Below are 25879 nucleotides of genomic sequence, written 5' to 3' on the forward strand. Positions count from 1 at the left end.
TCAAATAGACGGGTCGGATGAACCCGAGTCACTTGCCCCGAGGGTCGAGAGCGTCCCGCAGCCCGTCACCGAAGAGGTTGAAGGCGAGGACGGTGATGAAGATGGCCATACCCGGGATGATCATGTACATCGGGTCCGAGGAGTAGATCGGCACCGCGAGGGTCAGCATGCCGCCCCAGGACGGGGTCGGCGGGATGACGCCGACGCCGAGGAACGACAGCGCCGCCTCGAACAGGATGTTCGTCGGGATCAGCAGGGTCGAGTAGACCAGGATCGGGGCGACCAGGTTCGGCAGGACCTCTTTGAACAGCACGTAGCCGTTCCGGGCTCCCATGCTGCGGGCCGCGTCGACGAACTCCCGCTCCCTGAGCGACAGCGTCTGGCCCCGGATGATGCGGCCGATGTAGGGCCAGTTGAAGAACCCGATGACGACGACCAGCACCGAGATCCGCAGGCCGTTGCCGTTCAGCCCGAACGCCCCGTCGGACACCACGCCGACCAGCGCGATCGCGAACAGCAGCAGCGGGAACGCCAGGAACGCGTCCATCGCGCGGCTGATGAGGTAGTCGACCCAGCCGCCGAAGTAGCCGGCGGTGATCCCCATGATCGTGCCGATGACCACCGACAGCAGGGTGGCCAGGAACGACACCAGCAGCGAGATCCGCGCGCCGTGCACGATCCGGGCGAGCATGTCGCGGCCGGTGCCGGGCTCGACGCCGAGCCAGTGCTCACCGCTGATGCCCGAGTGCCAGAACCCCGACTTCGGCCGGTTGTAGGTCGGGTCGATGAGGTTCTGGTGGTAGGTCAGCGGGTTCTGCACGAAGTACGGGCCGAAGATGGCGATCAGGATGAGCATGATGACGATCAGTGCGCCGGTCAGGGCGACCTTGTCGCGCTTCAGCCGCATCCAGGCGATCTGCCCGAGGGAACGCCCCTGGATCTTATTTCGGTCGACACCGGCGAGGACCGATTCCGGTTGCGCCTCGGTGTCGGATCCGCTCACCTCGATGGGTGCGGCCACGCTCCATACCTCCTACCGTCCGGCCACTGGTTCGGCCACGCCGCCGGCGCGTGACCGGCGGCCGCGGAGATCATCCGCTGCCTCCATGCCCGTTACGCCGCGTTTGCTGAAGGGAAACGTAGTCCTTCGGGCACGACTGTCCATCCGTGAAGCGACCTTCGCCAGTACCCGTATCTGACTTGTGATCTCGTCGTCATCTGGGCAACACGCGCTCGCACAACACGCCGGACAAATCGTGCGAATAGTACGTACGCGTCAAGCTGGACAGGCAAGCCGCGGGCGGTCTAGACCGGCAAAGTTTACCGTACTGAGTCCGTTCCGAGATCGAACGTCCGCAGGTCAGCGCCCCGGCGCACAGAAACGGCGGGCCGGGACGCGCCCCCGGAAAGGGGACGTCCCGGCCCGCCGCCGCCTCGTGCGCGGTGGGACCGCGGTCCGGATCAGGAGATGCCGCGGTCGCGCAGAATCTTCTCGATCTCCGCCATCTCCGGGTCGCCGCCGCCCTGCGCCGGGCCCTCAACGGCGCGCTTCTGCTTCTTCGCCGACCGCCCCGCGGCCTTGGACTCCGCGCCCCGCTCGGCGGCCTTCCCGCCGCCCTCGGAGCCGGCGCGGCGGCTCAGCATCGCCCCGGACGTCATGTAGAGCAGGACGGCCAGGCCCGCCACCACGACGCCCGCCCACTTCACCGGGCTGAACACCAGGTCGGCGAAGAACTCGGTCACCCCGGTCATCGCCGCCGCCAGCGGGACCAGCGACAGGGACGCACCCCGCAGCCCGGCGCCGGCGCCCCGGCGGCGGAAGGCGCCCCAGCTGATCACCAGCCCGACCAGGGTCACCCCGATACTGATCGCGTAAATGACTTCGTCGCTCATACCGGCCCCTCATTCCGTGCGGTGGTGCTCCCTCCATCGTCACACGCGAGGCGGCGGTCCTGCTCCTCCCGGCGGACGGTTTGCGTCCGCGGCCGTCTCCTCCCGCGGCGGTAGCCGTCCCCTAGGGTCCACCCCGCGGGTATCAGGCGGAACGGCCGGCGCGGGTATCAGGCGGCCAGCGAGCGCAGCATGGCCAGGTCCACCTCGCGCAGCGAGGAGACCACCGTGCGTCCCGGGGCGGGCGGGATCGGCAGGACGCCGGGGACCGCGACGGTGACGCAGCCCGCCGCCTCCGCCGCCGCGACGCCGTTCGGGGAGTCCTCCAGCACCACGCAGCGGGCCGGGTCGGCGCCGAGCCGGGCCGCGGCCGCCAGGTAGGGCTCCGGGTCGGGCTTGACGCGCTCCACCTCGTCGCCGGCGACGCTGAGCGCGAAGTACTCGCGTCCGACCGCGTCCAGCACCGGCTCGATCAGCCGCCGGTGGCTGGAGGACACCAGCGCCGCGGTCACCCCGGCCGCGCGGACCTCGGCGAGCAACTCCTTGGCGCCCGGCATCAGCGGCACGCAGGCGCTCAGCCGCTCGGCCATGCCGTCCAGCATCCGGCGGCCGACCTCCTCGCGGGAGGCCGGGGCGCCGGTCAGCTCCAGCATGTAGTCGGCGGCGACGTACAGGGAGCCGCCGACGAGATGCTCCTGGTGGGCGGTGCTCCACTCGCCGCCCAGCCACGCCATGACCTCCGTCTCGACCTCCAGCCACACGCGCTCGGAGTCGATGAGCAGGCCGTCCATGTCGAACAGCACGGCCTGCAGGCGCCCACGGGTCACGTTTCTCCTCACCTGGTCGATATCCGGTCGATATGCGGCCCTCCACCCTAGCCGCCGTGATCAGCGCCTCTTCTTGGACGGACCGTGCAAGAAGGCCGTGACGGATGGGTCGGGGGACCGATACCGTTCCCCCAGTGACTACCAACGGGTAAGGAACGGCATGAGCGCGTACCGCATCGTCCTCGTCGGCACCGACGGCTCCGATTCCTCGTTCCGCGCGGTCGACCGCGCCGCGCAGCTGGCCGCCGCCACCGGCGCCACGCTCCTGCTGGCCTCCGCCTACAGCCCGATGCCCGAGCGCGAGCGCGCCTCCGCCGCCGACCGGCTCGGCGACCTGGCCTACAAGGTGCAGGGGTCCACGCCCGCAGACGACGCGCTGCGCGCCGCGCGGGAGCGGGCGGTCGCGGCCGGCGCCACCGACATCCAGCAGGCCGCCGTCGAGGGCGACGCCGTCGACGTGCTGTCCAAGCTGGCCAAGGAGCGCGAGGTGGACCTGCTGGTGATCGGCAACCGGGGGCTCAACAGCCTCGCGGGCCGCATCCTCGGGTCCGTCCCGGCCAACCTGTCGCACCGCTCCCCCTGCGACGTGCTGATCGTCCACACCACCCCCAAGGGCAAGTGACCCGATCGTGACGTGGTTCCGCCGCGGGCGTACAGGGCGGGGTCTGCCCTGCGGAGGGGTGGGGTAGGTCACTGTCAGGACGTAGGCTGACAGCCACCGATCATGACCGGGGCCCCCGCCCCGGGAATGACGGCCCCCGTCGGTGACGCTGTACCAGGGCGTCGGAAGGAGGCAGCGCGTGGTCGAGCTCGAAAGCGTGCCGGAACTCGTCGATCCTGTGCTCGTGGCCGCCTTTGAGGGGTGGAACGACGCCGGCGAGGCCGCCAGCGGGGTGATCGCCCACCTGGAGTCGACCTGGGAGGCGGTGCCCATCGCCGAGCTCGATCCGGACGACTACTACGACTTCCAGGTCACCCGCCCGATCGTGGAGATGAGCGACGGCGAGACCCGCGGCATCACCTGGCCCACCACCCGGGTGTCGTGGGCGCGGCTGCCGAACGGCAAGGACGTCGTGCTGGTGCACGGGATCGAGCCGAACATGCGGTGGCGGTCGTTCTGCCGCGAGCTGGTCGGGCTGATGCTGGAGCTGGAGGTCCGCAACGTCGTGCTGCTGGGCGCGCTGCTCGCCGACGCCCCCCACACCCGCCCGGTGCCCGTCACCGGTGCCGCGTCCGAGGCCGGGCTCGTCAACACCCTGCACCTGGAGCCGGCCCGCTACGAGGGCCCGACCGGAATCCTCGGCGTCCTCCAGGACGCCTGCGCCAAGGCCGACCTCGACACCGTGTCGCTGTGGGCCGCGGTCCCCCACTACGTCGCGCAGCCGCCGTCGCCCAAGGCCACTCTGGCGCTGCTGCGCCGCGTCGAGGACCTGCTGGACGTGACCGTCCCGCTCGGCGAGCTGCCGGAGGAGGCCCGCGCCTGGGAGCACGGCGTCAACGAGCTCGCCGAGGAGGACTCCGAGGTCGCCGAGTACGTCCGCACCCTGGAGGAGCAGAAGGACGCCACCGAGCTGCCGGAGGCGAGCGGCGACGCCATCGCCCGGGAGTTCGAGCGCTACCTCCGCCGCCGCGACCCCGGCTGATCCCCGGCGGACCCGCCGTCTCGCCCTGGGCGGCTCCCGGCCCGCGCGGCTACACTCGGCCGTGTCCGTGTCTCCCCCGGCGATGGCCCGCGCACGCCGCGAAGTGCGCCCCTCATGATCTCTTTTTTCTCGGAGGGCGGTAGCGCCCAGGGCTGGTGAGCCCCCGCCCGGCGGCCGCGTCGATCCGCGTCCGCACGCCGCGAGAGCTGCGCCGCCAGCGCCGCGGCCGCGGCCACACCTGCTGGGACCACCTCGTCGTGGCGCCCCTGTGGCCCCTGCACGGCGCCAACCTCGGGACCCTGCTGCGCACCTGCGACGCCGTCGGCGCCTGCATGGCCGTGCCCCGGCACCCGTGGGTGCCGGAGGCCCTCGCCCGCGGCAACACCCTCCGCCGGCCCGCGTGCGTCCACTGGGTGCGCGACCCGCTCGGCTGGCTGGAGCGGCAGCGGGAGGCGGGCTCCCAGGTCGCGGGCGTGGAGCTGGCCGACGAGGCGGTGCGGCTCGCCGACCTCCCGGCGGCGCGCGCCCGGACGGTCGTGGTGCTCGGCCACGAGCAGACCGGCATCCCGCCCGAAGCACTGGACCTGCTCGACCTCGCCGTCGAGATCCCTATGGTGGGTACCGGCAGCAGCCTCAACGTGGCGGTCGCCGGCTCGCTGGTCCTGTACAGGCTGGCGGGCCTGCTGTGACGCCCCGTGACCGCCGACCGACCGAAGGGAGCGCGAGACCTTGCCGGAGCCCCGGCCGCTGAACGAGCACGACCCGAGACGGCTCGGCGGCTACGCGCTGCTCGGGCGGCTCGGATCCGGCGCCCAGGGCACCGTCTACCTCGGGGAGGGCGCCGACGGGCAGCGTGTCGCGGTCAAGCTGCTGCGGGTCCAGTTCGAGGAGGACGACACCGCGCGGGCCCGGTTCGTCCGGGAGGCGGAGGTCGCCAAGCAGGTCGCCCGGTTCTGCACCGCCCAGTTCCTGGACGCCGAGGTCGCCGGGGACAGCCCGTACCTCGTCAGCGAGTACGTCCCCGGCGAGGCGCTGAACCGCCTCGTCGCGCGGGACGGGCCGATGCGCGGCGGCGCGCTGGACCGGCTCGCCGTCAGCACCGCCAGCGCCCTCACCGCCATCCACCGCGCCGGGATCGTGCACCGCGACCTCAAGCCCCACAACGTGCTGCTCGGCCCCGACGGGCCCCGCGTGATCGACTTCGGGCTGTCGCGGGTGCTGGACGCCGCGAGCGCGGTGAGCAGCCGCGCCGTCGGCACCCCCGCGTACATGGCGCCCGAGCAGGTGTCCGGCGGAGAGATCGGCGCCGTCGCGGACGTGTTCGCGTGGGGGGCGACGATGGTGTTCGCGGCGACCGGGCGGCCGCCGTTCGGGTCCGACTCCGTCCCGGCGGTCATGTACCGGGTGCTGCACCAGGTGCCCGACCTCGGCGGCCTGGACGGCGAGCTGCGCGAGCTGGTCGGGGCGGCGCTGGACAAGGACCCCGCGCGGCGGCCGACGGCGGCGCAGCTGCTGCTGCGCCTCGTCGGGCACGAGGAGGCCTTCGAGCCGCCGCCGGCCGGGCCCGGCCCCACCGGGCCCCCGCCCGCACCGCCGGAGCCCCCGGCGGACGGCCCGGCAGACGGCCCGGCAGACGGCCCGGCAGAGGGCGCCCCCGAGGGCGCGGGCGACGGCGACGCGACGCTGCCGCCCGCGGCCACCGCGCCGAACCCGGACGGCGGCCGTCCCGGCGGGCGGCGCCGGCTCGGCCGGGCGCTGGCCGCCGCCGTCGCCGCGGCCGTGGTCGCGGGGGCCGCGGGGACCGCCGGGTACGTGCTGCTGGACCGGCGGGGCGGCGAGCCGTCCGGGACGGCCGGGGCCGGCGGCGGGCGGGTCACCGAGCCCACGACGGCGGGCGGGCGGTCGTCCGCGCCGCCGTCCCCGCCGTCCCGGAGCCGGACGTCCCGGCCGCCGGGCACCACGGCACCGGGCCGCCCCGGGCAGGGTGAGGGGACGCGGCCCGGCGGCGGCGGGGGCGGCCGTCCGACGCGCACCGACGACCCTCCGCCGAGCCCCGTCGTGCTCGGCTCCCCCGACCCCGGCAAGTACTGCGGGGACCGCGGCCGCGACGCCGAGTTCCGGTCCGGCGACTGGTACTGCGTCCCGCGCGGCGGCGACATCGGCGTCGACACCCAGATCACGATGACGCAGGTCTGCGCGGCGCAGTACCGGCCGGACGCCGAGGCGCGCCTCGGCGGGGACGCGGGGAACCCGTCGGCCTGGGACTGCTACGTCATGGAATGAGGCGCCGCCGGACCGGCTCCGGGGCCGTGCTCAGGATCGTGCCCAGGGTGCGCCGGGTCAGAGCGCGACGCCGAGCAGGGCGTCGGCGATGGCCCGGGCCTGGGACGGGGCGGCGGTGTCGGTGCCGGCCGAGGCGGCCCAGGCGTCGACGGCCGCCAGCGCGGCGGGGGCGTCCAGGTCGTCGGCCAGGTGGCCGCGCACCGCCGCGGCCAGGCCTTCGGCGGGCGGGCCGGACGGGCGGGCCACGGCGTCGCGCCAGCGGCGCAGGCGCGCGGACGCCTCGTCCAGGGCCCCGGGCGTCCACTCCCAGTCGGCGCGGTAGTGGTGGGCCAGCAGCGCCAGCCGGATCGCCATCGGGTCGGTGCCGGCCTCCCGCAGCCTCGACACGAACACCAGGTTGCCGCGCGACTTCGACATCTTCTCGCCGTCCAGGCCGACCATGCCGGCGTGGACGTAGGCGCGGGCGTGGGGCCGCTCCCCCGTGGCGACCTGGGCGTGGGAGGCGCCCATCTCGTGGTGCGGGAACGCCAGGTCCGAGCCGCCGCCCTCGACGTCGAACGCCATCCCGAGGTACTCGACGGAGATCGCCGAGCACTCCACGTGCCAGCCGGGGCGGCCCTCGCCGAACGGCGACTCCCAGCCCGGCTCGCCGGGGCGGCGCGCCATCCACAGCAGCGCGTCGAGGGGGTCGCGCTTGCCGGCGCGGTCCGGGTCGCCGCCGCGCTCGGCGGACAGCGGCGCCATCTCCTCCCGGGTCAGGCCGCTGACCTGCCCGAACGACGGGTCGGACGCGACCGGGAAGTACACGTCGCCGGCCACCTCGTAGGCGGCGTCCCGGCCGCGCAGCTTCTCGATCATCTCGACGATCAGCGGGATCGCCTCGACCGCGCCGACGTACTGGTCGGGCGGCAGGATCCGCAGCGCCGTCATGTCGCCGCGGAACAGCTCGATCTCCCGGTCGGCGAGCTCCCGCCAGTCCTCGCCGGTCTCGCGGGCACGTTCCAGAAGCGGGTCGTCGACGTCGGTGGCGTTCTGGACGTAGTGGACCCGGTGGCCGAGGTCGCGCCACACGCGGTTGACGAGGTCGAACGCCAGGTAGGTGTTGGCGTGCCCGAGGTGGGTGGCGTCGTAGGGGGTGATGCCGCACACGTACATCCGGGCGGTGGCGCCCGGGGACGTGGGACGCGCGGTCCCCGTCGCGGTGTCGTGCAGGCTCAGCGGCCGGGTCGCGGCGGGCAGTCCCGCGTCGGACAGGCTCGGGACTTCGGAGGCGGGCCACGATCGCATACCGAAAGCTTATCCATGCGCACTTAGCGGCAGGAATCCGAGATCACCCCATCTGACCGGGGGGCACCGCCGCCGGGGTGGCCCTCAGCGCAGCCGCACGCGCGGGTCCAGGACCGAGTAGCCGATGTCGACGACCAGGTTCGCCGCCACCACGAACAGCGTCACAAGCAGCGTCACCCCGATGATCACCGGGGTGTCGCCGAGCGCGATGGACTGCTGGACGAGCTGCCCCACGCCCTGCAGCCCGAACACCTTCTCGGTGACGATCGTGGAGCCGATCAGCGCGCCGAGGTCGATGCCGAGCTGGGTGACGACCGGGGTCAGCGCCGCCCTCAGCCCGTGCCTCCACACGACGCGGCGCCGCGGCAGCCCCTTCGCCCACGCCGTCCGCACATAGTCCTCGCTCAGCGCCTCCAGCATCGCGCCGCGGGTGAGGCGCGTGTAGGCGGCGAGCATGAGGAACGCCAGCGCGATCCACGGCAGGACCATCCGCCGCAGGAAGTGCTCCTGCAGGGGCGGCCCCGCCTCGAAGAGGTGGACGCCGTGCTCGCCGGGCCTGGTCGCGCACAGGTGGAGCAGCGCGAGCGCCATCACGAACGGCGGGGTGGACAGGCCGATCAGCGTGACCACGGTCGAGGCGCGGTCCCACAGGCTCCGCGCCCGGGTGGCGCTGAGCACCCCGAGCGTGACGCCGCCGGCGAACCACAGGACCCCGGCGCCGGCCACCAGCAGCAGCGTCGTCGGGAGCCGGGCGCCGATCAGGGCGGTGACCGGCGTCCCGTTGACGTAGGAGTCGCCGAGGTCGCCGCTCAGCAGCCGCCCGGTGAACCGCCAGTACTGGACGAGGACGGGCCGGTCCAGGCCGAGGTTCGCGCGGATCTGCCGCAGCGTGTCGGCGGTGGCGCGGGGCCCGCCGATGACGCGCTCCACCGGCACCGGCGAGACGTGCAGGAACACGAACACCAGCGTGGACACCAGCCACAGCACCACGGCCGCGTACAGCAGCCGGCGGACGGCGAAGCGCGCCACGGGCGCTCACCCGCCCCCGGCTGACCGGTCGCCGCGCGGGTCCAGGGCGTCGCGGACGCCGTCGCCGAGCAGGTTGAACGACAGCGTGGTGAGCAGCAGCAGCACACCGGGGACGGCGAGCAGCCACCAGGCGGAGCGGTACACGTCGCCGCCCTCCCCGAGCATCGACCCCCAGCTCGGCATCGGCGGCCGCACCCCGGCGCCGAGGAACGACAGCGTCGCCTCGAACACGATCGACGCCGGGATCAGCAGCGAGGTCAGCACGGTGATCTGCGCCACCAGGTTCGGCAGCAGATCGCCGACGACGATCCGGGTGCGGGACGCGCCGAGCGCGCGGGCCGCCTCGACGAACTCGGCGCGGGTGAGGGCGAGCACCCGGCCGCGGATGATCCGGCCGAACGAGGCGAAGGAGAAGAACGCGATCACCGCGACGGTCATCGTCAGGCTCGCGGCGGCCGAGCCGATCTGGAACGTGGTGGACAGCGTGATCGCGACCAGCAGGTACGGCAGCGCGAGCGTCATGTCCATCAGCCGGGCGAGGACGGCGTCCACGGCGCCGCCGGCGAACCCGGCGAGGGTCCCTGCGGCGGTCCCGGCGACGGCCGCGAGCAGGGCCGCGAGCACGCCGACGGCCAGGGAGATCCGGGCGCCGTACGCGGCCCGGACGAGGACGTCGCGGCCGAGCTGGTCGGCGCCGAGCGGGAACGCGGCGCAGGGCCCGCGGGGCCGCCCGCCGGCGTCCAGGCCCGTCTCGGGGAACGTCGCGTGGTAGGGGTGGCCGGTCAGGTGCGCCCACAGCGGCGCCAGCGCGGCGAACGCCACGATCAGCGTGAGGACGCCGAGGGCCGCGACCGCGGCGCGGTCGCGGCGGAACCGGCCTAGCGCGAGCTGGAACGGGCTGCGGCCGGGCACCGGGGCGGCGGGGCCGGCCGGCGGCTCCGGGGCCGGGGCGGCGGGCCGGTCGCGCACCGGTGCCGGGCGTGCCGCTGCTGCCATCCGCCCTCCCGTGCGCCGGTGACCGGTCTCCGCGGGCGGCCGGCGCCCCGGCGAAGATCGCGTCGAGTAGCCAACCTAGCACCGAGAGTCATGCTCCGCAGCCACACTTGTCAGACCGGGCGTCACCCGTCCCTCACCGCACGCGCGTCCAGGCCTCCCCGTCGCCGGGCGCGGCGCTGAAGTCGTACCGGACGCCGTCGCGGCGGATCGCGACGAGGCTGACCGAGGTGGTGCCCCAGACGCGGCCGTCGCCCAGGTCGAGCAGGGGGAGCAGGGACCGGTGGTCGGCGCGGGGCAGCCCGTCGCCGTTCACCAGCGGCAGCCAGGCGCCCCACGCCCGCTCCGGCGGGTCGTCCGGGCCCGGCTCGGGGCGCGGCGCGGCGGCCAGGCGCGGCCGGAAGTGGGCGAGCCGCGCCTCCATGTAGGCGTCCTCGGTGTCGCCCTCCGGCTGGTCCAGGCCCTCCAGCCCGCTGTTGACGATCAGGTGCAGGCCGGGGCCTAGGTCGCGGGCGGTGAGGGCCTCCCCGTCCCAGCTCCACAGCCGCACCCGGTCGGGTTCGGCGACGGCGAGGTGGAAGGGGTCGAAGGCGGCGAGGTCGGGGCGGCCGAGCTTGCCGTCGGCGGCGACCCGCAGCGGCAGCTCCCCGCGCGACGCGCGGCCGGCCTCGGGCGCCATCCGGCCGCGGCCGTTCAGCACCACCGCGGCCCGCGGCGCGTCCGGGTCCACCGCGAGCCAGGTGCCGCCCGCGCGGCGGTCGCGACCGCCGACGAGGCCGGGCCGCTCGGGCCAGTGCCGGCCGGGCGGGTCCCAGTCGCGGGCGAGGAACTCGTCCCGCACGCCGACGAGGAGGACCGGGACCGGGGAGGACGGGTCGACACTGATGATCGCCGTGCACATGCCCCCAATTGGAGCATTCCGCTCTTTCCGCCCGCCCGGCGGGGCGCGCGTTACGGCCCCGGGGTCACAGCGGCGACCCCCGGGTCACAGCGGCGGCCACGGGATGGCGGGCCAGTCCTCCGGCGGGTAGGGGTGGATGCGGTGCTTGAGCATCAGCTCGACGCGCCTGCGGGTCGCGTCGACCTCGTCCGCGGTGAGCAACTCGGCCAGCCGCGCGCCGAGGGCGCCGCCCCGCAGCCCCGCGTCGACCCGGCCGAGCACCTCCAGGGCCTCGGGGGTGAGGGGCTTGCCGCGCCACTGCCACAGGACCGTGCGGAGCTTGTAGTCGGTGGAGAAGCAGACGCCGTGGTCGCAGCCGTACACGTGGCCGTCGCCGGGCGGCAGCAGGTGCCCGATCTTGCGGTCGGCGTTGTTGACGACGGCGTCGAAGACGGCCATCCGCCGGATCGCCTCGTCGTCGGAGCGCGACAGCGCGACGAGGTCGACGTCGGGGTCGGGCTCCACCCACAGCTGCACCATGCCGGGCCCGTAGGGGCCGTCGCGGTGCACGGTGGGCGGGACGGTGCCCCAGCCCATCGCCTTGGAGACCTCGTAGGCGGCGACCTCCCGCTCGGCGAGGGTGCCGTCGGGGAAGTCCCACAGCGGGCGCTCCCCCGCGACCGGCTTGTAGACGCAGTTGGCCGACAGCCCGTCGTGCTCGATCGAGCAGTAGAGGGTGGCGTTGGAGGCCTGGACGAGCCGGCCCTCCACGGCCAGGCGCCCGGCCGACAGCAGCCGCTCGGCCGCGGCGGCGTCGCGCGGCGAGACCGGGCGGCCGCCCCCGCCCCGCCCGGCGACGTCGCCGGCGGGGGCACGGTCCCGGGAGGACTGCGTCATGCGCTCATTCTCCCGGCCGCGACGTGCATGATCCAGTACATCTCAGCCGAGGTATCCGTTCTGCCGGGGGCACACGTGCCCCTCGGTGTCGAGGGGCAGGCCGCACAGCGGGCACGGGGGGCGTCCCGCCGCGACGACCTTCAGCGCGCGCTCGGCGAACGCGCGGGCCTGCGCCGGGCTGATCCGGACCCGCAGCACCGCGATGGCGGGGTCGTCCTCGCCGACGTCGGGCTCCGCCTCGGACTCGGTGACCTCCTGCGCCTCGATCACGACCTGCTCGTCCTCGGGGTCCCAGGCCAGCGCCATCGTGCCGACCTTGAACTCCTCCTCGACGGGCTGGTCGAGGGGGCCGTCGTCCTGGAGCTCGGACGGGGCGACGGCCGGGACCGCGCCCTCGCCGCCGCTGCGCCGCAGCACCTCGTCCAGCAGCTCCTCGAGCCGCTCGGCCAACAGCGTCACCTGGAACTTCTCCAGGCCGACGCTGGTGACGCGGCGGCCGGAGCGGGCCTGCAGGTAGAAGGCACGGTCGCCGGGCCGCCCGACGGCGCCCGCGACGAAACGCTCCGGCGGGTCGTAGGAGATGACGGGCATGACACCGACCCTACGCGCCGCCGCCGACGACCGCGTCCCCCGGACCGGGTCCGTCGCCGCCGGAGCCCTCGGCCGGCGGTTCGGGAACCAGCCCGGCGACATCGCCGCCGGTGTCGTTGACGCGGACCGCGAACGGGCGCGTCTCGGTGTAGCGGATGACGGTGAGGGACGCGGGGTCGGCCTGGATGCGCTGGAACTGGTCCAGGTGCAGGCCGAGGGCGTCGGCGACGACCGACTTGATGATGTCGCCGTGGCTGCACACGGCGTAGAGGGCGTCCGGGCCGTGCTCGGCGGCGATCCGCCCGTTCCAGTCGCGGACGGCGGCGACGGCGCGGTGCTGCGCGTCCGCCAGGGACTCCCCGGCCTCGCCGGGGAACCGCGCGGCGCTCGGGTGGGCCTGGACGACCCGCCACAGCGGCTCCTCCGCCAGCTCCTTGAGGGGGCGGCCCGTCCAGTCGCCGTAGCGGACCTCGCCGAACCGCTCGTCGGTCTCCACCTTCCCGGCCGGGCCCGCGCGCCCGGCCGCGATCGCCTCGGCCGTCTCGGCGCAGCGCTCGAGGGGGCTGGACACGACGGCGGCGAGCGGGAGGGACGCCAGGCGGGCGGCGAGCGCGGCGACCTGCGCCCGGCCGCGCTCGTCCAGGCGCACGCCGGGCGTCCAGCCGGCCAGCACCGGGCCGGTCATCGCGGTCAGGCCGTGCCGGACCAGGAGAAGCGTCGTCACACCGGCCACTCTAGGAGATCACCGCGGTCCGTTCGCGTCCCGGATGCGGGAGAATGCGTGGTGTGATCGTCGACAAGGCCATCTACGCGGGTGGCGTGCGCCACGACATCGACGGCGACATCAGCGACGCCTTCGACGCCGCCCGCGCGGACGGCGACTGCTTCCTGTGGATCGGCCTGTTCGAACCCGACGAGGACGAGTTCGAGCTGGTCAAGGACGAGCTGATGCTGCATCCCCTCGCCTCCGAGGACGCGGTCTCCGCGCACCAGCGGCCGAAGATGGAGCGCTACGACGACACCCTGTTCATCGTGCTGAAGACGCTCGCCTACATCGACGAGACGTCCGACATCGAGGTCGGCGAGATCATGGTGTTCCTCGGCCGCGACTTCGTGGTCACCGTCCGGCACGGCGCCGGGAACCCGCTCGGCCCCGTCCGCAAGCGGCTGGAGGAGTCGCCGGAGCTGCTCAAGCACGGCGCCACCGCCGTCCTGTACGCGGTGTGCGACGAGGTCGTCGACCGGTACGGGCTGGTCGCGCACGAGGTCGAGGTCGACATCATCGGGCTGGAGCGGGCCGTGTTCGACCCGGGCGCGCGGGACGTCACCGCCGACATCTACTCCCTCAAGCGGGAGGTGCTGGAGTTCCGGAGCGCCGAGGACCCGCTGGTCCCCGTGCTGCAGGAGATCGTGAAGGGCCGGGTCGCCGAGTGCGGCACCACCCGCGAGTACTTCCGCGACGTCCTGGACCACCTGCTGCGCGTCGACGGGCAGGTCGACGCGCACAACGAGCTGCTCAACAGCGTGCTGACCGCGCACCTGGCGCTGCTCGGCAAGCAGCAGAACGAGGACATGCGCAAGATCTCCGCGTGGGCGGCGATCATCGCGGTGCCGACCGCGATCGCCGGGATCTACGGGATGAACTTCGACCACATGCCCGAGCTGCACTGGACCTTCGGATATCCGCTGGTCATCGGGGTGATGGCCGTCATCTGCGTGCTGCTGTTCCGGCGGCTGCGCAAGAGCGGCTGGCTCTGAGCGGCCGGCCCTAGCCGTCCTCGCCGGGGGCCGCCTCCGGGGCGGGGGGCGCCTCCCGTCCGGCGGGCGCGGGCGCGGCCAGCAGCACCGCCCACAGGTGCGACTCGGCGCCCCGCTCCTCCAGCCGGCGCCGCATCCGCTCGACGCCGCCGCGCGTGGGCAGCACCAGCCACACCAGCAGCGGGTAGCCGAGGACGAACGCCGCCGCGAACACCAGCTCGCTGTGCCCGACCATCGCCAGCGGCAGGCCCAGCAGGATCACGCCCTCGGCCAGCGCGAACCGCACCAGCACCGCCTGGCGGAACGCCATCAGCACCGCCGGCGGCGCCGCCTCCGGGCCGCCGTCCGGCGGGATCGGGCGCGGCACCCGCGGTCCGGCCACCAGCACGAACAGCGCCGCCGCGACCGGCGGGAGGAACAGCCACGGCGCGGCGTCCTCGCGGCCGTCCTGCACGATCAGCGGCGTGAGCGCCAGGATCAGCACGGGCGCCGCCAGCAGGGCCAGCATCATCAGGCGCGTCCGGCCGAGCACGGTCTCGCCGCGCAGCGAGGCGATGTAGCCGGGGTCGTCGGAGGGCCCGGCGCCGAACACCGGCGCCATGTCGGGCCCGCCGTCGCCGTCCGGCGACTTCGGCGAGTACATCGAGAACGGGGGTGGCGCCATGGCTGCGCACTCTAGCCGGGCCGCGGCCCCGGCAATAGACCTCACCAGGATCTTCGCGGGGCGGCGGGGACCGGGACGCGGCCGGTCCTCGCTTTCCGCCGCGATCGCGCGGACCGCTACATTGACCGCCTATGAAGGAGCGTCACCTCGGGCGGAGCGGGCTGCTGGTGTCCCGGCTGGGTCTCGGCACCATGACCTGGGGCCAGGACACCGACCCGGACGAGGCGGCGGCGCAGCTCGTCGCGTTCGCCGACGCGGGGGGCACCCTGGTCGACACCGCCGACGTCTACAACGACGGCGCCGGCGAGCGGATCCTCGGCCGGCTGCTGCGCGACATCGTCGACCGGGACGCGCTGGTCATCGCGACCAAGGCGGCGATCAGGCCGAACGGCCGCTACGACGGCTCCCGCCGGCACCTGCTGCGCGCCCTGGACGCCTCCCTCGACCGGATGGACCTCGACCACGTCGACCTGTGGCAGCTGCACGTCTACGACCCGGCCACGCCGCTGGAGGAGACGCTGTCGGCGCTGGACGAGGCGGTCGCCTCCGGGCGCACCCGCTACGTCGGCGTGTCCAACTACGCGGGCTGGCAGGTCTCCAAGGCCGCCGCCTGGCAGCGCGCCTGGCCAGGCCGCGCGCCGGTGGTGTCGGCGCAGCTGGAGTACTCGCTGCTGCGCCGCGACATCGAGCGGGAGGTCGTGCCCGCTGTGCTGGACGCGGGGGCGGGCCTGCTGCCGTGGTCGCCGCTCGGCCGCGGCGTCCTCACCGGCAAGTACCGCACCGGCATCCCGGCCGGGTCGCGGGCCGCCGCCCCGCACTTCGCCGAGTTCGTCCAGCCCTACCTGGACGAGGAGTGCGCCCGCATCGTGGAGTCGGTGGTGACCGCCGCCGAGGGCCTCGGCCGCTCCCCGCTCGCGGTGGCGCTGGCGTGGGTCCGCGACCGGGAGGGCGTGGCCGCGCCGATCGTCGGCGCCCGCACCGCCGCGCAGCTCGGCGCGATCCTGGAGAGCGAGGACCTCACGCTGCCGAACGAGATCCGGCACGCGCTGGACGACGTCTCCGACGTCTCCGAGTCCGCCGCGCAGCCGTGATCCGCGACCGCCCCGTGGTGCGTCCGTGATTACCGGGACCGTCCGTGGCACGCTCGGGACGGTCCACCGCCAGCCGTGAAGCCGCGACGGGAAGCCCGTGACCGACACCCCTGACCAGACCCCCTCCCCCGCCGAGCGGGCGGCGCGCGCCGCCGAGGCCATGCGCGCCGCCGAGGCCGCCGCCGGCGCGCTCGACCGGCGCCCCGCCGGCGGCCCCGCCGCCGATCCCGCCGCCGCGCCGCCGCCCGGGGCGGGCCCCGCCCCGGGCGAGGGGCTGCGGGCGCTGACCGGGCTCTTCGCGGAGACGGGCGTGCCCGCCGCGCTCGCGGCCCCCGCCGTCACCCGCCTCGGGCCGGACGCGGCGCGGCGGCTGCGCGCCGACCCGTGGCGGCTGCTGGGCGTCCCCGGCGTCCAGCCGCGGCAGGCCGACCACTTCGCCCGCGCCCTCCTCGGCGAGGACGCCCGGCCGGACGACCCCCGCCGCGGCGCCGCCCTCGTCCTGCACCTGCTGACCGAGGCGGCCCGCGCCGGGCACACGGTCACGCCCGCCGCCGACGTGCTGTCCGGGCTGGAGCGGCTGGCGTTCCCCGACCCGCGCGCCGCCGTCGAGGCCGCCCTGGACGAGGCGGAGGTCCTGTCGCTCACCGAGGAGCCCGAGTTCGACGAGGAGGCCTTCGGCGAGGACGCCGAGCCGCCCGAGCCCGAGGAGACCCTCGGCCCGGCGCGGTGGGCGCTGGCCGAGGAGGCCGCCGCCGAGGGGCTGCGGCGGCTGACGCTCACGGCGGTGCCGCTGCTGGACGACGCGGCCGTCAAGACGCTGCGCGACGGGCTGCCCGAGGACCGCTCCCTCGCGCTCACCGCCGCGCTGAGGACCGGCGTGAGCATCCTGCGGGGCACGCCGGACGGCCTCGCCCGCACCGCCGCCGGGATCGCCGCCGCCGCGGCGTCGCAGGGGGTCCGCACCGCCATCGCGACGCCCACCGACCGCGCCGCCGCCGATCTGGCCGCCGCCGATCCCGCCCTGGACGCGGCCGCCGTCACGGTCACCAGCCTGCACCGGCTGCTGGAGCCGCGGGACGACCCGTCCGCCGCGCCGGGCGCCGTGGTGTACGGGCGCGGCGAGCAGCGCCCCTTCGACCTCGACCTGGTCATCGTGACCGACGGCGCGGCGCTGGACGTCGAGCTGTGCGCGGTGCTGGCCGAGGCGTGCCCGGACGGCGCCCACCTCGTGCTGTGCGCGGAGCAGGGCGCCCCGCCGCCGGCCGGCCCCGGGCGCCCGCTGGACGACCTGGAGGCGTCCGAGACGGTGCCCGTCGTCGCGCTCGACGCCGAGCCGCCGTCCGGCCCGCTCGGCACGCTGGCCGAGGCGGTGCGCGGCGGCGAGCTCATCGCCGTGGACGCCCCCGGGCGGGAGGTCGTCGTGGTGCCCGCGGAGGGCGCCGCCGAGGCGGTGCACCGGGCCGTCCAGCTCGTCGCCGACTCGATTCCCCGGGCGTTCGGGCTCGAGGCGGGCGACGTCCAGGTCGTCGCGCCGGCGGCGGGCGGCGAGGCGGGCGCCGCCGCCCTCAACGCCGCGCTCAAGGCCCGGCTGAACCCCGGCCCCGGCGCGTTCCGCGGCATGGACCCCGGCGACCGGGTGGTCGTGGCGGCGCCGCTCCCGCACGCCCCGCTCGGCGAGACGGGCGTGGTGACCGGCGGCGGACCGGACGGGCTGGAGGTCGCCTTCCCCGCCGGCGCCGCCGTCATCGCCCCCGCCGACGCGTCCCGGCTGCGGCACGGCTGGGCGGTGCCCGCCGCGCTGGCCCGGGGGACGCGACGGCCCGCCGTGGTCGCGGTCCTGTCCGGCGGCGGGCTGACCCGGCCGCTGGTGGCCACCGCGTTCGGGCTGGCGCTGCGGCACCTGTCGGTCGTCCAGGCGGCCGGACCCGCCCTGGCCAGGGCCGTCCGCGAGGGCGGGTCCCCCGCGCGGCGCACCAGGCTCGGGAGACTGGTGGTCCAGTGAGGTAGGACGGGGGGAAAGAAACCCGCGTGCCGTGGTTTACGCACCCGCCCGTATGGGACACGATGTCGGCAGGGTCAGGAAACAGAATACGGTTCGGGTGGAGGAGCGACATGCCCCAGCGGCTCAGGCGGCTCGGTACGGCGTCGGCGGCGGTCTCGGCGGGGGCGCTGGTGCTGCTCCTCGCCGCCCCGGCGGAGGCCGCCGCGGCGGAGACCTGCAAGAAGGGCGTCGACCCGGAGACCACGATCGAGAACTGGAAGTGCAACCTCGGCAACCTCCGCGAGGCGCTCACCCCGAAGAGCCCCGCGCCGACGCCGAAGCCCACCCCGTCCAAGACCGTCCGGCCCGCCCCGGAGAAGACCTCGGTGAAGAAGCCGGGCAGGGCGCCCGCCAAGGCCCCGCGCAAGCCGTCCTCGAAGCCGGGCGGCGCCGGAGGGGACGCTCCCGCTCCCATGACGGGCGCGGGCGGGCTCAAGCCGTACTCCGGGCAGGCCCCCTCGGCGGCGTCCGGGCAGCCCGGCGTGCTGCCGACCCCCGAGATCGCCGCGAACCCCAACGCCTACCGGTACGCCTCCACCGGGACGGCCGCGGTGCCGCAGACGCGGCTCATCTCCCCCGTCGCCGCCTCCGGGGCCGACGACGGCCGGATGCTCCTCGTCGCCGCCGCCGCGGGCGCCGCCGGGGCCGTCGGGGCCCTCAACGTCAGCGTCGCGGGCCGCGCGCTCCGCCGCCGCCGCGAGGCCCGCTGAGACGTCACCCCGAAGGGATCGCGCCGAAGGGATCAGGCGGACAGGATCAGGCGGACAGGATCACGACGGGCCGCCGACGGAGTGCAGGCCGCCGTCGACGTGGACGATCTCCCCCGTCGTGGCGGGGAACCAGTCCGACAGCAGCGCCGCGCACGCGCGGGCCGTGGGCTCGCTGTCCTTGACGTCCCAGCCGAGCGGGGCCACCTGCGGCCACATGTCCGTCATGCCCTCGAAGCCCGGGATGCTCTTGGCCGCCATCGTGGCCAGCGGCCCCGCGGCCACCAGGTTCACCCGGATGCCCTGCGGCCCCAGGTACTTGGCCAGGTAGCGGGCGCACGACTCCAGACCGGCCTTCGCCACGCCCATCCAGTCGTACACCGGCCAGGCCTTGCTGGCGTCGAAGTCCAGCCCGACGACCGAGCCGCCGTCCTTCATCAGCGGCAGGCACGCCATCGTCAGAGACTTCAGCGAGTACGCCGAGGTGTGCACGGCGGTCGCCACGTCCTCCCACGGCGTCTCCAGGAAGTTGCCGCCGAGCGCGGTCTGCGGCGCGAAGCCGATCGCGTGGACGACGCCGTCCAGGTGGTCGAAGCCGTGGTCGCGCAGGTTCCCGGCGAGCGCGTCCAGCTGGTCGGAGTCGGTCACGTCGAGCTCCAGCACCGGCGGCGGGGAGTCCGGGCCGGACGGCAGCCGCTTGGCGGTCCGCTGCGTGAGCGTGGGCCGCGGGTAGGCGGTCAGCGCCACCTCCGCGCCCTGCTCCTGCGCGATCCGCGCGACGTGGAAGCCGATCGAGGCGTCGGTCAGGACGCCGGTGACCAGGATGCGCTTGCCCTCGAGGATTCCCATGACTGTCAGTGCCCCATTCCCAGGCCGCCGTCGACCGGGATCACGGCCCCGGTGATGTAGGCGGCGTCCTCCCCGGCCACGAACCGGACGGCCTTGGCGATCTCTTCCGGCTTCGCGATCCGCCCCAGCGGGATCGCGGCGGTGATGGCCTTCTGCTGGTCCTCGCTCAGCACCGACGTCATGTCGGTGTCGACGAACCCGGGCGCCACCACGTTCACCGTGATGCCCCGCGACCCGAGCTCGCGGGCCAGCGAGCGCGCGAACCCGACCAGGCCGGCCTTGGACGCGGCGTAGTTGGACTGCCCCGGCGAGCCCATCAACCCCACGACCGAGGAGACCAGCACGATCCGCCCGGAGCGCTTGCGCATCATGCCCTTCACGGCGCGCTTGGCCACCCGGAACGAGCCGGTCAGGTTGGTGTCGAGGACGGAGGTGAACGAGTCCTCGCTCATGATCGCCAGGAGGGTGTCCTTGGTGATCCCGGCGTTGGCGACGACCACCTCCACCGGGCCCTGCTCGGCCTCCACCTTGGCGAAGGCCGCGTCGACGTCCTCGGCGCTCGTCACGTCGCAGCGGACGCCGAACAGGCCCTCGGGCGGCTCGCCCGACCGGTAGGTGACCGCGACCGCGTCGCCCGCCGCGGCCAGCTCGCGGGCGATGGCGAGGCCGATGCCCCGGTTACCGCCGGTCACGAGGACAGAGCGACTCATCACGACCCTCTCGTTGTGGTGGTGGGTGACTGCTGCACGACACTAGCGGCCCGGGGCGGGCCGTGAAGATGTGCCGAACCGACAAGATCCCCCACCCGGGTTTGTTCGGGCCCGCGCGGGAGCGCGGAGGGTAGGTTGCGGAGGGTGCATGACATCGATCCCGCCTTCACCGCGCTGCCGCTACGCGCGCTCGCCGACGCGGCCCTGTCCCGCGCCAGGGAGCTGGGCGCCGAGCACGCCGACTTCCGCCTGGAGCGCATCCGCAGCCAGACCCTCCGCCTGCACGACGCCGCGCTGGAGACCGCGCTGGACGAGGACGACGTCGGCCTGTCGGTCCGGGTCGTCAAGGACGGAACCTGGGGCTTCGCCGCCGGCATCGACCTGACGCCCGAGGGCGCGGCGCGCGCCGCCGCGCAGGCCGTCGAGGTCGCCGGCGTCGCCAGGGCCGTCAACCGCGAGCCCATCGAGCTGGCGCCCGAGCCCGTGCACGGCGAGCGCACCTGGATCTCCGCGTACGAGACCGACCCGTTCGACGTGCCGACCACCGAGAAGATCGCGCTGCTGGCCGGGTGGAGCCGCCGGCTGCTCGGCGACGACCGCGTCGACCACGTGGACGCGACGCTCCTGCAGGTGAAGGAGAACAAGTTCTTCGCCGACCTCGCCGGGACCGTCACCACCCAGCAGCGGGTCCGCCTGCACCCGGCCGTGAACGCCGTGGGCCTGGCCGGCGGCCTGTTCGACACGATGCGGACGCTCGCGCCGCCCGCCGGGTACGGGTGGGAGTGGATGTCCGGCGAGCACTGGGACTGGGACGGCGAGCTCGCCCGCATCCCGGAGCTGCTCGCCGAGAAGCTCGCGGCCCCGTCGGTCGACCCCGGGGTGTACGACGTCGTCGTCGACCCGTCCAACCTGTGGCTGACGATCCACGAGTCGATCGGGCACGCCACCGAGCTGGACCGGGCGCTCGGCTACGAGGCCGCCTACGCGGGCACCTCGTTCGCCACGCCCGACAAGCTCGGGGCGCTGCAGTACGGGTCGAAGGCCATGAACATCACCGGGGACCGGACGGTCGAGCACGGCCTGTCCACCATCGGCTACGACGACGAGGGCGTGCAGACGCAGTCGTTCGACATCGTCTCCGAGGGGCTGTTCACCGGGTACCAGACGGACCGGCGCATCGCCCGCCTCACCGGCGCCGAGCGCTCCAACGGCTGCGCGTTCGCGGACGCGCCGTCCAGCATGCCGATCCAGCGGATGGCGAACGTGTCGCTCAAGCCCGCCGAGGGCGGCCCGTCCACCGACGAGCTGATCTCCGGTGTCGAGCGCGGCATCTACATCGTCGGCGACAAGAGCTGGTCGATCGACATGCAGCGGTACAACTTCCAGTTCACCGGCCAGCGCTTCTACCGGATCGAGAACGGGCGCCTCGCCGGGCAGCTCCGCGACGTCGCCTACCAGGCCACCACCACCGACTTCTGGAACTCGATGGAGGCCGTCGGCGGCCCGCGGACGTACGTGCTCGGCGGCGCGTTCAACTGCGGCAAGGGCCAGCCGGGGCAGGTCGCGCCGGTCAGCCACGGCTGCCCGGCGGCGCTGTTCCGCGGCGTCAACATCCTCAACGCGCTGAAGGAGGCGGGCCAGTGAGCACGATCAGGCCGCAGGAGGCCGTCGAGCGGGCGCTGTCGCTGTCGCGCGCCGACGACTGCGTCGTCATCGCCGACGAGGCGAGCACCGCGAACCTGCGGTGGGCCGGCAACACCCTCACCACCAACGGCGTCACCCGCTCCAGCCGCCTCACCGTCATCGCGCTGCGCCGCACCGCCGACGGCGTCGCGGCGGGCGTGGTGTCGCGGTCGGCGGTCGGCGCCGACGGCATCGAGGACCTGGTCCGCGCCGCCGAGGCCGACGCCGCCGGCAACGAGCCCGCAGAGGACGCCCGCCCGCTGGTCACCGAGGGGCGGGGCGGCGCGGCGTGGGACGCCGACCCGGCCGAGACCGGCATCGGCGTGTTCGAGGGGTTCGCGCCCGCGCTCGGCGAGGCGTTCGCCGCCGCGCAGGCCGGCGACCGGCGCCTGTACGGGTTCGCCAACCACGTCCTCACCTCGACGTTCCTCGGCACCTCGGCGGGGCTGCGGCTGCGGCACGACCAGCCGTCCGGGCTGCTGGAGCTGAACGCCAAGGGCGCGGGCGGCTCGGCGTGGGCGGGCGTCGGCACCCGCGACTTCACCGACGTCGACGTCCCCGCCCTCACCGGCGACCTCGCCCGGCGGCTGCAGTGGGGGGAGCGGCGCGTGGACCTGCCCGCAGGGCGCTACGAGACGATCCTGCCGCCGTCCGCCGTCGCGGACCTGATGATCTACCTGTACTGGTCGGCGGGCGCGCAGGACGCGCACGACGGCCGGACGGTGTTCAGCGCCCCCGGCGGCGGCACCCGCGTCGGGGAGAAGATCGCGAACCTGCCCGTCACGCTGTCCAGCGACCCGGCCGCGCCCGGCATGGAGTGCGCCCCGTTCGTCATCGCGCCCTTCTCCGACCGCGACTCGTCGATGTTCGACAACGGGCTGCCGCTGCAGGCCACCGACTGGATCGGCGACGGGACGCTCAAGGCGCTCACCCAGACCCGGCACTCGGCCGAGCGCACCGGCCTGCCGGTGACCCCGGCCGTCGACAACCTGGCGATGAGGGGGCCGGACGGCGGCGCCTCCCTGGAGGAGATGGTCGCCCGGACCGAGCGCGGGCTGCTGCTGACCTGCCTCTGGTACATCCGCGAGGTCGACCCGCAGAGCCTGCTGCTGACCGGCCTCACCCGCGACGGCGTCTACCTCGTCGAGGACGGCGAGGTCGTCGGGGCGGTGAACAACTTCCGGTTCAACGAGAGCCCCGTCGACCTGCTGTCGCGGCTCGCCGAGATCGGCGCGACCGTGCCGACGCTGCCGCGCGAGTGGTCGGACTACTTCACCCGGGCCGCCATGCCGCCGGTCAGGGTGGGCGACTTCAACATGTCGACGGTGTCGCAGGCGTCCTGACGTCCCGGGCCCGCCCGTCCGAGGCCCGCCCCGCGGCAGGGGCGGGCCTCGGACGCGAGGGGACCCGCCCGCGCCCTCGCCGAGCAGCCGGGCCGCGGTCAGGCGTCCTCCAGGCGGAAGCCGACCTTCATCGTGACCTGGATGTGGGCGACCTCGCCGTCCTGGATGTTCCCGCGGACCTCGGTCACCTCGAACCAGTCCAGGTGCCGCAGCGTCTGCGAGGCGCGCCGGACGCCGTTGCGGATCGCGGCCTCGACGGACTCCGGCGACGTCCCGACGATCTCCGTTACCCGGTACGTGCGATCGGTCATCTGTTCCTCCCATTGTTTCGACCCTGCGGCGAAGTTCCGGCCCGTTTCCGAGGTTTGACCCGTACCGCCGTCGCAGGCCGGCCCCCTTGGGCTTACCGTGGAATGGTGAAGGTCAATCACCGTCACCACCGGGAGCCGGCGGTCTACACGGTCACCGACGCCCCCCGCCCCATGTCGGAGGACATCGGCAACCGCCAGCGGCGCTACCTGATCTCCATGGGAGTCCGCACGGCCTGCTTCCTGGGGGCGGTGGCGGCCGCCGTGGCCGGCGCTCCGTGGTGGCTGGCGCTGCTCATGGTGGTGGGGGCCGCCGTGCTGCCCTACGTGGCGGTCATCTTCGCCAACGGCGGGCGCGAGCCGACCGCGTCCGCGGCCTTCGACGACCCCGCGCGCCGGGCACAGAAGCCGGTTTCCGGACAGCGACCGGAAATCCGGTCGTGACATTCTCTTGACTAACCGCGGGGGGTTTCGGTGTACGATTTGTACCGGCGCTCTGGTCCCCCGTCGGAGCGCCCGTGCCGGTGTTCCGGGCCCCCGTCGGAACACCGATGATGCGGCGCCGGGTGGATTGCCCCCGTATCCACCCGGCGCCGCTTTTCAATGTCCGGGCACGTGGCAGAGGCTCCACGGAGCCGCGGACGCCCTCTCCGTGACCCGCGCCTGACCCTCCACCGGGAGGCAGGCACATCCTGGCGAGAAAGCAAGCCCTCGGCCGTGGCCTGGTCCGGCCACGGCCCGAAACCGGGTCACTCCGAACCTTTCGCCTCCGAATCCGTGCGGGGGCGCGGTGTTCCCGGCCGGACACCCTCCGTCAGAACCTCCCGGCCACGACCGATCCGATCCGGGACGCGCTGCGTACTGCTGTGCGGTGACAACCATCCCCCGCGCCAGAGGGGAGGTCCCGTGGAACCGGGATTCCGGCTGGAGGACCGCTACCGCATGGAGCACCGCGTCGGCCGGCGCGGTCCGGCCCAGGTGTGGCGCGCGCACGACGAGCTGCTCGCCCGCGGCGTCGCGGTGACGCTCGTCGGCGTCCCGCACGGCCGGCGGCGGACGCGGCGGCGCCTGCGCGACGCGGCCCGCGCCGCGGCGGCCCTCACCCATCCGGGCATCGTGACCACCTACGACTACGGGGAGGCCGAGGGCTCCGGCGGCGACGCGCTGACCTACGTCGTGACCGAGTACCTGAACGGCGAGTCGCTGACGGCCCGCCTCGCGCGCGGCCTGCCCGGCCCCCAGGAGGCGGCCGGCGTGTGCGCGCAGATCGCCGACGCCCTCGCCGCCGTCCACGCCTGCGGGGTCGTCCACGGCGATCTGAGGGCCGGGCAGGTGTTCCTCGCCGCGGGCGGCGTGAAGCTCCTCGGCCTCGGCGTCGCCGGCCCGGCCGCGGACGCCGCGGACGAGGGCGCCGCGGAGGCGTCGCAGGGCCGGGAGGGGCCGGACGCGGAGGCGGGGCAGGCCGCGGACGTGCTGGCGCTGGGCGCGATCCTGGCGGCGTGCCTGCCCGAGACGGCGGACGGGGAGCCGGACGGCGCGGTGGCGGAACTGGCCGAGCTCGCGGCCCGGTGCCGCTCCGCCGATCCCGCCGCGCGGCCGCCGGCCGCCGAGGTGGCGCGCACGCTGGCGGCGCATGCCGGTGAGACGGCCGTCCTCCCCCTCCCCGCCGGCGCCGCGGACGCGGCGGAAGCAGCGGGCGCCGGGCAGCGGGCGCCCGTCCGGCGCAGGCCGGGAGGCGCCCGGCGCGCGGGCGTGCTCGGCGCCGCCGCGGCGGCGCTGGCGCTCGCGCTCGTCCCGCTGGCCGTGACCATGTCCGCGCTGCCGGACCCGGCGGCGGGCGGCGTCACCCTGCCCGTGCCGCCGCGCCCGTCCGCCGAGGGCCCGTCCGGCTCGGCGCGGGACCCGGGCGCGCCGCCGGGACCGCCGACCCGGCGGGCGAGCCCGGCGGTCCCGGCGGCGGACGCGCGCACGGCGGCGGTGGGCGCCCTCACCCGGCTGCGCCGCGCGATCGACGTGGGGATCGCGCTCGGGGAGGTCGGGCCGCGGTTCGGCTCCGAGCTGGCCACCGAGGTCACCACGCTGCTCAACGAGGTGGACCAGGGCCGGCCGGTGGACCTCGGGCGGCGGGTGGCGCGGCTGCGCGCGGCCTTGGACGGGCGGACGGCGGACGAGGTGTCCCCGGCGCGCGCCGCCGGATTGGCCGCTCTGCTCGCCGAGGTGCCCGTCCCGCCCTCCTGACCGCTTCCGATCCAGTCCGGACCCGCCGAAACCCTTGACGGAAGACGCCGATGAGACGAACATCACACCTGGCCCCGCCGAGACAGATCATTGATGTGTCTCACCCGCGGGCCGTCGAGACATGGCGCGACGCGGCCCGGCGCCCCGCCCGTCCGGGCCGCCCGGGA

The 25879-nt window shown here is 75.0% G+C and carries 26 protein-coding genes; 12 read left to right on the forward strand and 14 right to left on the reverse strand.

Translation table 11 applies throughout. From position 1 onward, the window contains the following. Nucleotides 1–28: 28 nt before the first annotated feature. The 3 genes from BM339_RS25680 to BM339_RS25690 all read right to left on the reverse strand — a co-directional run bounded on the left by BM339_RS25680 (nt 29) and on the right by BM339_RS25690 (nt 2717). Nucleotides 29–1021 (reverse strand): ABC transporter permease, encoded by a 993-nt coding sequence (locus BM339_RS25680; RefSeq protein WP_075022454.1) that lies wholly within the window; start codon nt 1019–1021, stop codon nt 29–31. Between the two features lie 440 nt (nt 1022–1461). Then, entirely contained in the window at nt 1462–1893 is a 432-nt protein-coding gene (locus tag BM339_RS25685; RefSeq protein WP_021593604.1) for a hypothetical protein, read from the reverse strand. 167 nt (nt 1894–2060) lie between these two features. Then, nucleotides 2061–2717 (reverse strand): HAD family hydrolase, encoded by a 657-nt coding sequence (locus tag BM339_RS25690; protein WP_021593603.1) that lies wholly within the window; start codon nt 2715–2717, stop codon nt 2061–2063. Nucleotides 2718–2877: 160 nt separating this feature from the next. On the opposite strand from BM339_RS25690, the gene BM339_RS25695 reads away from it, so the two are divergent. The 4 genes from BM339_RS25695 to BM339_RS51690 all read left to right on the forward strand — a co-directional run bounded on the left by BM339_RS25695 (nt 2878) and on the right by BM339_RS51690 (nt 6643). Further along, nucleotides 2878–3339 carry a universal stress protein gene (locus tag BM339_RS25695; RefSeq protein ID WP_021593602.1) on the forward strand — a complete coding sequence of 154 codons (462 nt, stop codon included), beginning with the start codon at nt 2878–2880 and terminating at the stop codon, nt 3337–3339. Nucleotides 3340–3517: 178 nt separating this feature from the next. Next, nucleotides 3518–4360, forward strand: coding sequence for a PAC2 family protein (locus BM339_RS25700; RefSeq protein WP_021593601.1), 843 nt, complete (start codon nt 3518–3520; stop codon nt 4358–4360). A gap of 155 nt (nt 4361–4515) precedes the next feature. Next, a complete protein-coding gene (locus BM339_RS25705; RefSeq protein WP_021593600.1) occupies nt 4516–5049 on the forward strand; it encodes a TrmH family RNA methyltransferase in 534 nt (177 codons plus the stop codon). A 40-nt stretch (nt 5050–5089) separates the two neighbouring features. Beyond that, nucleotides 5090–6643 (forward strand): serine/threonine-protein kinase, encoded by a 1554-nt coding sequence (locus BM339_RS51690; RefSeq protein WP_075022455.1) that lies wholly within the window; start codon nt 5090–5092, stop codon nt 6641–6643. Between the two features lie 57 nt (nt 6644–6700). Here BM339_RS51690 and mshC read toward each other — a convergent pair whose 3' ends face one another. The 7 genes from mshC to BM339_RS25745 form a co-directional block, all read right to left on the reverse strand. Further along, complete coding sequence (mshC, locus tag BM339_RS25715; RefSeq protein ID WP_075022456.1) at nt 6701–7930, reverse strand: cysteine--1-D-myo-inosityl 2-amino-2-deoxy-alpha-D-glucopyranoside ligase; 1230 nt, start codon at nt 7928–7930, stop codon at nt 6701–6703. Between the two features lie 84 nt (nt 7931–8014). Next, nucleotides 8015–8959, reverse strand: a complete 945-nt coding sequence (locus tag BM339_RS25720) for an ABC transporter permease (RefSeq protein ID WP_021600190.1) — start codon at nt 8957–8959, stop codon at nt 8015–8017. Nucleotides 8960–8965: 6 nt separating this feature from the next. Beyond that, on the reverse strand, nt 8966–9955 hold the full coding sequence (locus tag BM339_RS25725; protein WP_083597890.1) for an ABC transporter permease: 990 nt from the start codon (nt 9953–9955) through the stop codon (nt 8966–8968). Between the two features lie 133 nt (nt 9956–10088). Continuing rightward, nucleotides 10089–10853: an NRDE family protein gene (locus tag BM339_RS25730; protein ID WP_024936477.1), complete on the reverse strand. Its 765-nt coding sequence runs from the start codon at nt 10851–10853 to the stop codon at nt 10089–10091. An 84-nt stretch (nt 10854–10937) separates the two neighbouring features. Continuing rightward, nucleotides 10938–11729, reverse strand: coding sequence for an SCO1664 family protein (locus BM339_RS25735; protein ID WP_024936476.1), 792 nt, complete (start codon nt 11727–11729; stop codon nt 10938–10940). 42 nt (nt 11730–11771) lie between these two features. Then, entirely contained in the window at nt 11772–12320 is a 549-nt protein-coding gene (locus BM339_RS25740; RefSeq protein ID WP_021599880.1) for a DUF3090 domain-containing protein, read from the reverse strand. Between the two features lie 10 nt (nt 12321–12330). After that, nucleotides 12331–13044, reverse strand: a complete 714-nt coding sequence (locus BM339_RS25745; RefSeq protein ID WP_075022504.1) for an MSMEG_4193 family putative phosphomutase — start codon at nt 13042–13044, stop codon at nt 12331–12333. A gap of 62 nt (nt 13045–13106) precedes the next feature. Here BM339_RS25745 and corA point away from each other — a divergent pair, with 62 nt between their 5' ends. Next, nucleotides 13107–14078: a magnesium/cobalt transporter CorA gene (corA, locus tag BM339_RS25750; protein WP_021599882.1), complete on the forward strand. Its 972-nt coding sequence runs from the start codon at nt 13107–13109 to the stop codon at nt 14076–14078. Nucleotides 14079–14088: 10 nt separating this feature from the next. Here the strand turns inward: corA and BM339_RS25755 are convergent, their stop codons facing one another. Further along, nucleotides 14089–14742 carry a hypothetical protein gene (locus BM339_RS25755; RefSeq protein WP_033333894.1) on the reverse strand — a complete coding sequence of 218 codons (654 nt, stop codon included), beginning with the start codon at nt 14740–14742 and terminating at the stop codon, nt 14089–14091. Nucleotides 14743–14873: 131 nt separating this feature from the next. Between BM339_RS25755 and BM339_RS25760 the strand changes: the two genes are divergently transcribed. From BM339_RS25760 to BM339_RS25770, 3 genes are all read left to right on the forward strand, one after another. Next, entirely contained in the window at nt 14874–15833 is a 960-nt protein-coding gene (locus BM339_RS25760; protein ID WP_075022458.1) for an aldo/keto reductase, read from the forward strand. Between the two features lie 97 nt (nt 15834–15930). Then, nucleotides 15931–17835, forward strand: coding sequence for a helix-hairpin-helix domain-containing protein (locus BM339_RS25765; RefSeq protein WP_276526554.1), 1905 nt, complete (start codon nt 15931–15933; stop codon nt 17833–17835). 110 nt (nt 17836–17945) lie between these two features. After that, nucleotides 17946–18584, forward strand: coding sequence for a hypothetical protein (locus BM339_RS25770; protein ID WP_021599217.1), 639 nt, complete (start codon nt 17946–17948; stop codon nt 18582–18584). 60 nt (nt 18585–18644) lie between these two features. On the opposite strand, the gene fabI is transcribed toward BM339_RS25770, so the two are convergent. Further along, the gene (gene fabI, locus BM339_RS25775; protein ID WP_021599218.1) at nt 18645–19430 is read right to left on the reverse strand and encodes an enoyl-ACP reductase FabI; all 786 of its coding nucleotides are present in this window, start codon (nt 19428–19430) and stop codon (nt 18645–18647) included. 5 nt (nt 19431–19435) lie between these two features. Then, entirely contained in the window at nt 19436–20140 is a 705-nt protein-coding gene (locus tag BM339_RS25780; protein WP_024936472.1) for a beta-ketoacyl-ACP reductase, read from the reverse strand. 144 nt (nt 20141–20284) lie between these two features. On the opposite strand from BM339_RS25780, the gene BM339_RS25785 reads away from it, so the two are divergent. Together BM339_RS25785 and BM339_RS25790 are read left to right on the forward strand one after the other, a co-directional pair. Continuing rightward, nucleotides 20285–21784, forward strand: coding sequence for a TldD/PmbA family protein (locus BM339_RS25785; RefSeq protein ID WP_075022459.1), 1500 nt, complete (start codon nt 20285–20287; stop codon nt 21782–21784). Between the two features lie 5 nt (nt 21785–21789). After that, nucleotides 21790–23166, forward strand: coding sequence for a metallopeptidase TldD-related protein (locus tag BM339_RS25790; protein WP_083597911.1), 1377 nt, complete (start codon nt 21790–21792; stop codon nt 23164–23166). A gap of 98 nt (nt 23167–23264) precedes the next feature. On the opposite strand, the gene BM339_RS25795 is transcribed toward BM339_RS25790, so the two are convergent. After that, complete coding sequence (locus BM339_RS25795) at nt 23265–23477, reverse strand: dodecin (protein ID WP_021599222.1); 213 nt, start codon at nt 23475–23477, stop codon at nt 23265–23267. Between the two features lie 102 nt (nt 23478–23579). Here BM339_RS25795 and BM339_RS25800 point away from each other — a divergent pair, with 102 nt between their 5' ends. Together BM339_RS25800 and BM339_RS25805 are read left to right on the forward strand one after the other, a co-directional pair. Continuing rightward, nucleotides 23580–23918, forward strand: coding sequence for a DUF3099 domain-containing protein (locus tag BM339_RS25800; RefSeq protein WP_083597891.1), 339 nt, complete (start codon nt 23580–23582; stop codon nt 23916–23918). A gap of 462 nt (nt 23919–24380) precedes the next feature. After that, nucleotides 24381–25712 carry a protein kinase domain-containing protein gene (locus BM339_RS25805; protein ID WP_075022462.1) on the forward strand — a complete coding sequence of 444 codons (1332 nt, stop codon included), beginning with the start codon at nt 24381–24383 and terminating at the stop codon, nt 25710–25712. Nucleotides 25713–25879: the final 167 nt, after the last annotated feature.

Source organism: Actinomadura madurae, assembly GCF_900115095.1.
In the GTDB taxonomy this organism is placed as follows: Bacteria; Actinomycetota; Actinomycetes; order Streptosporangiales; family Streptosporangiaceae; genus Spirillospora; species Spirillospora madurae.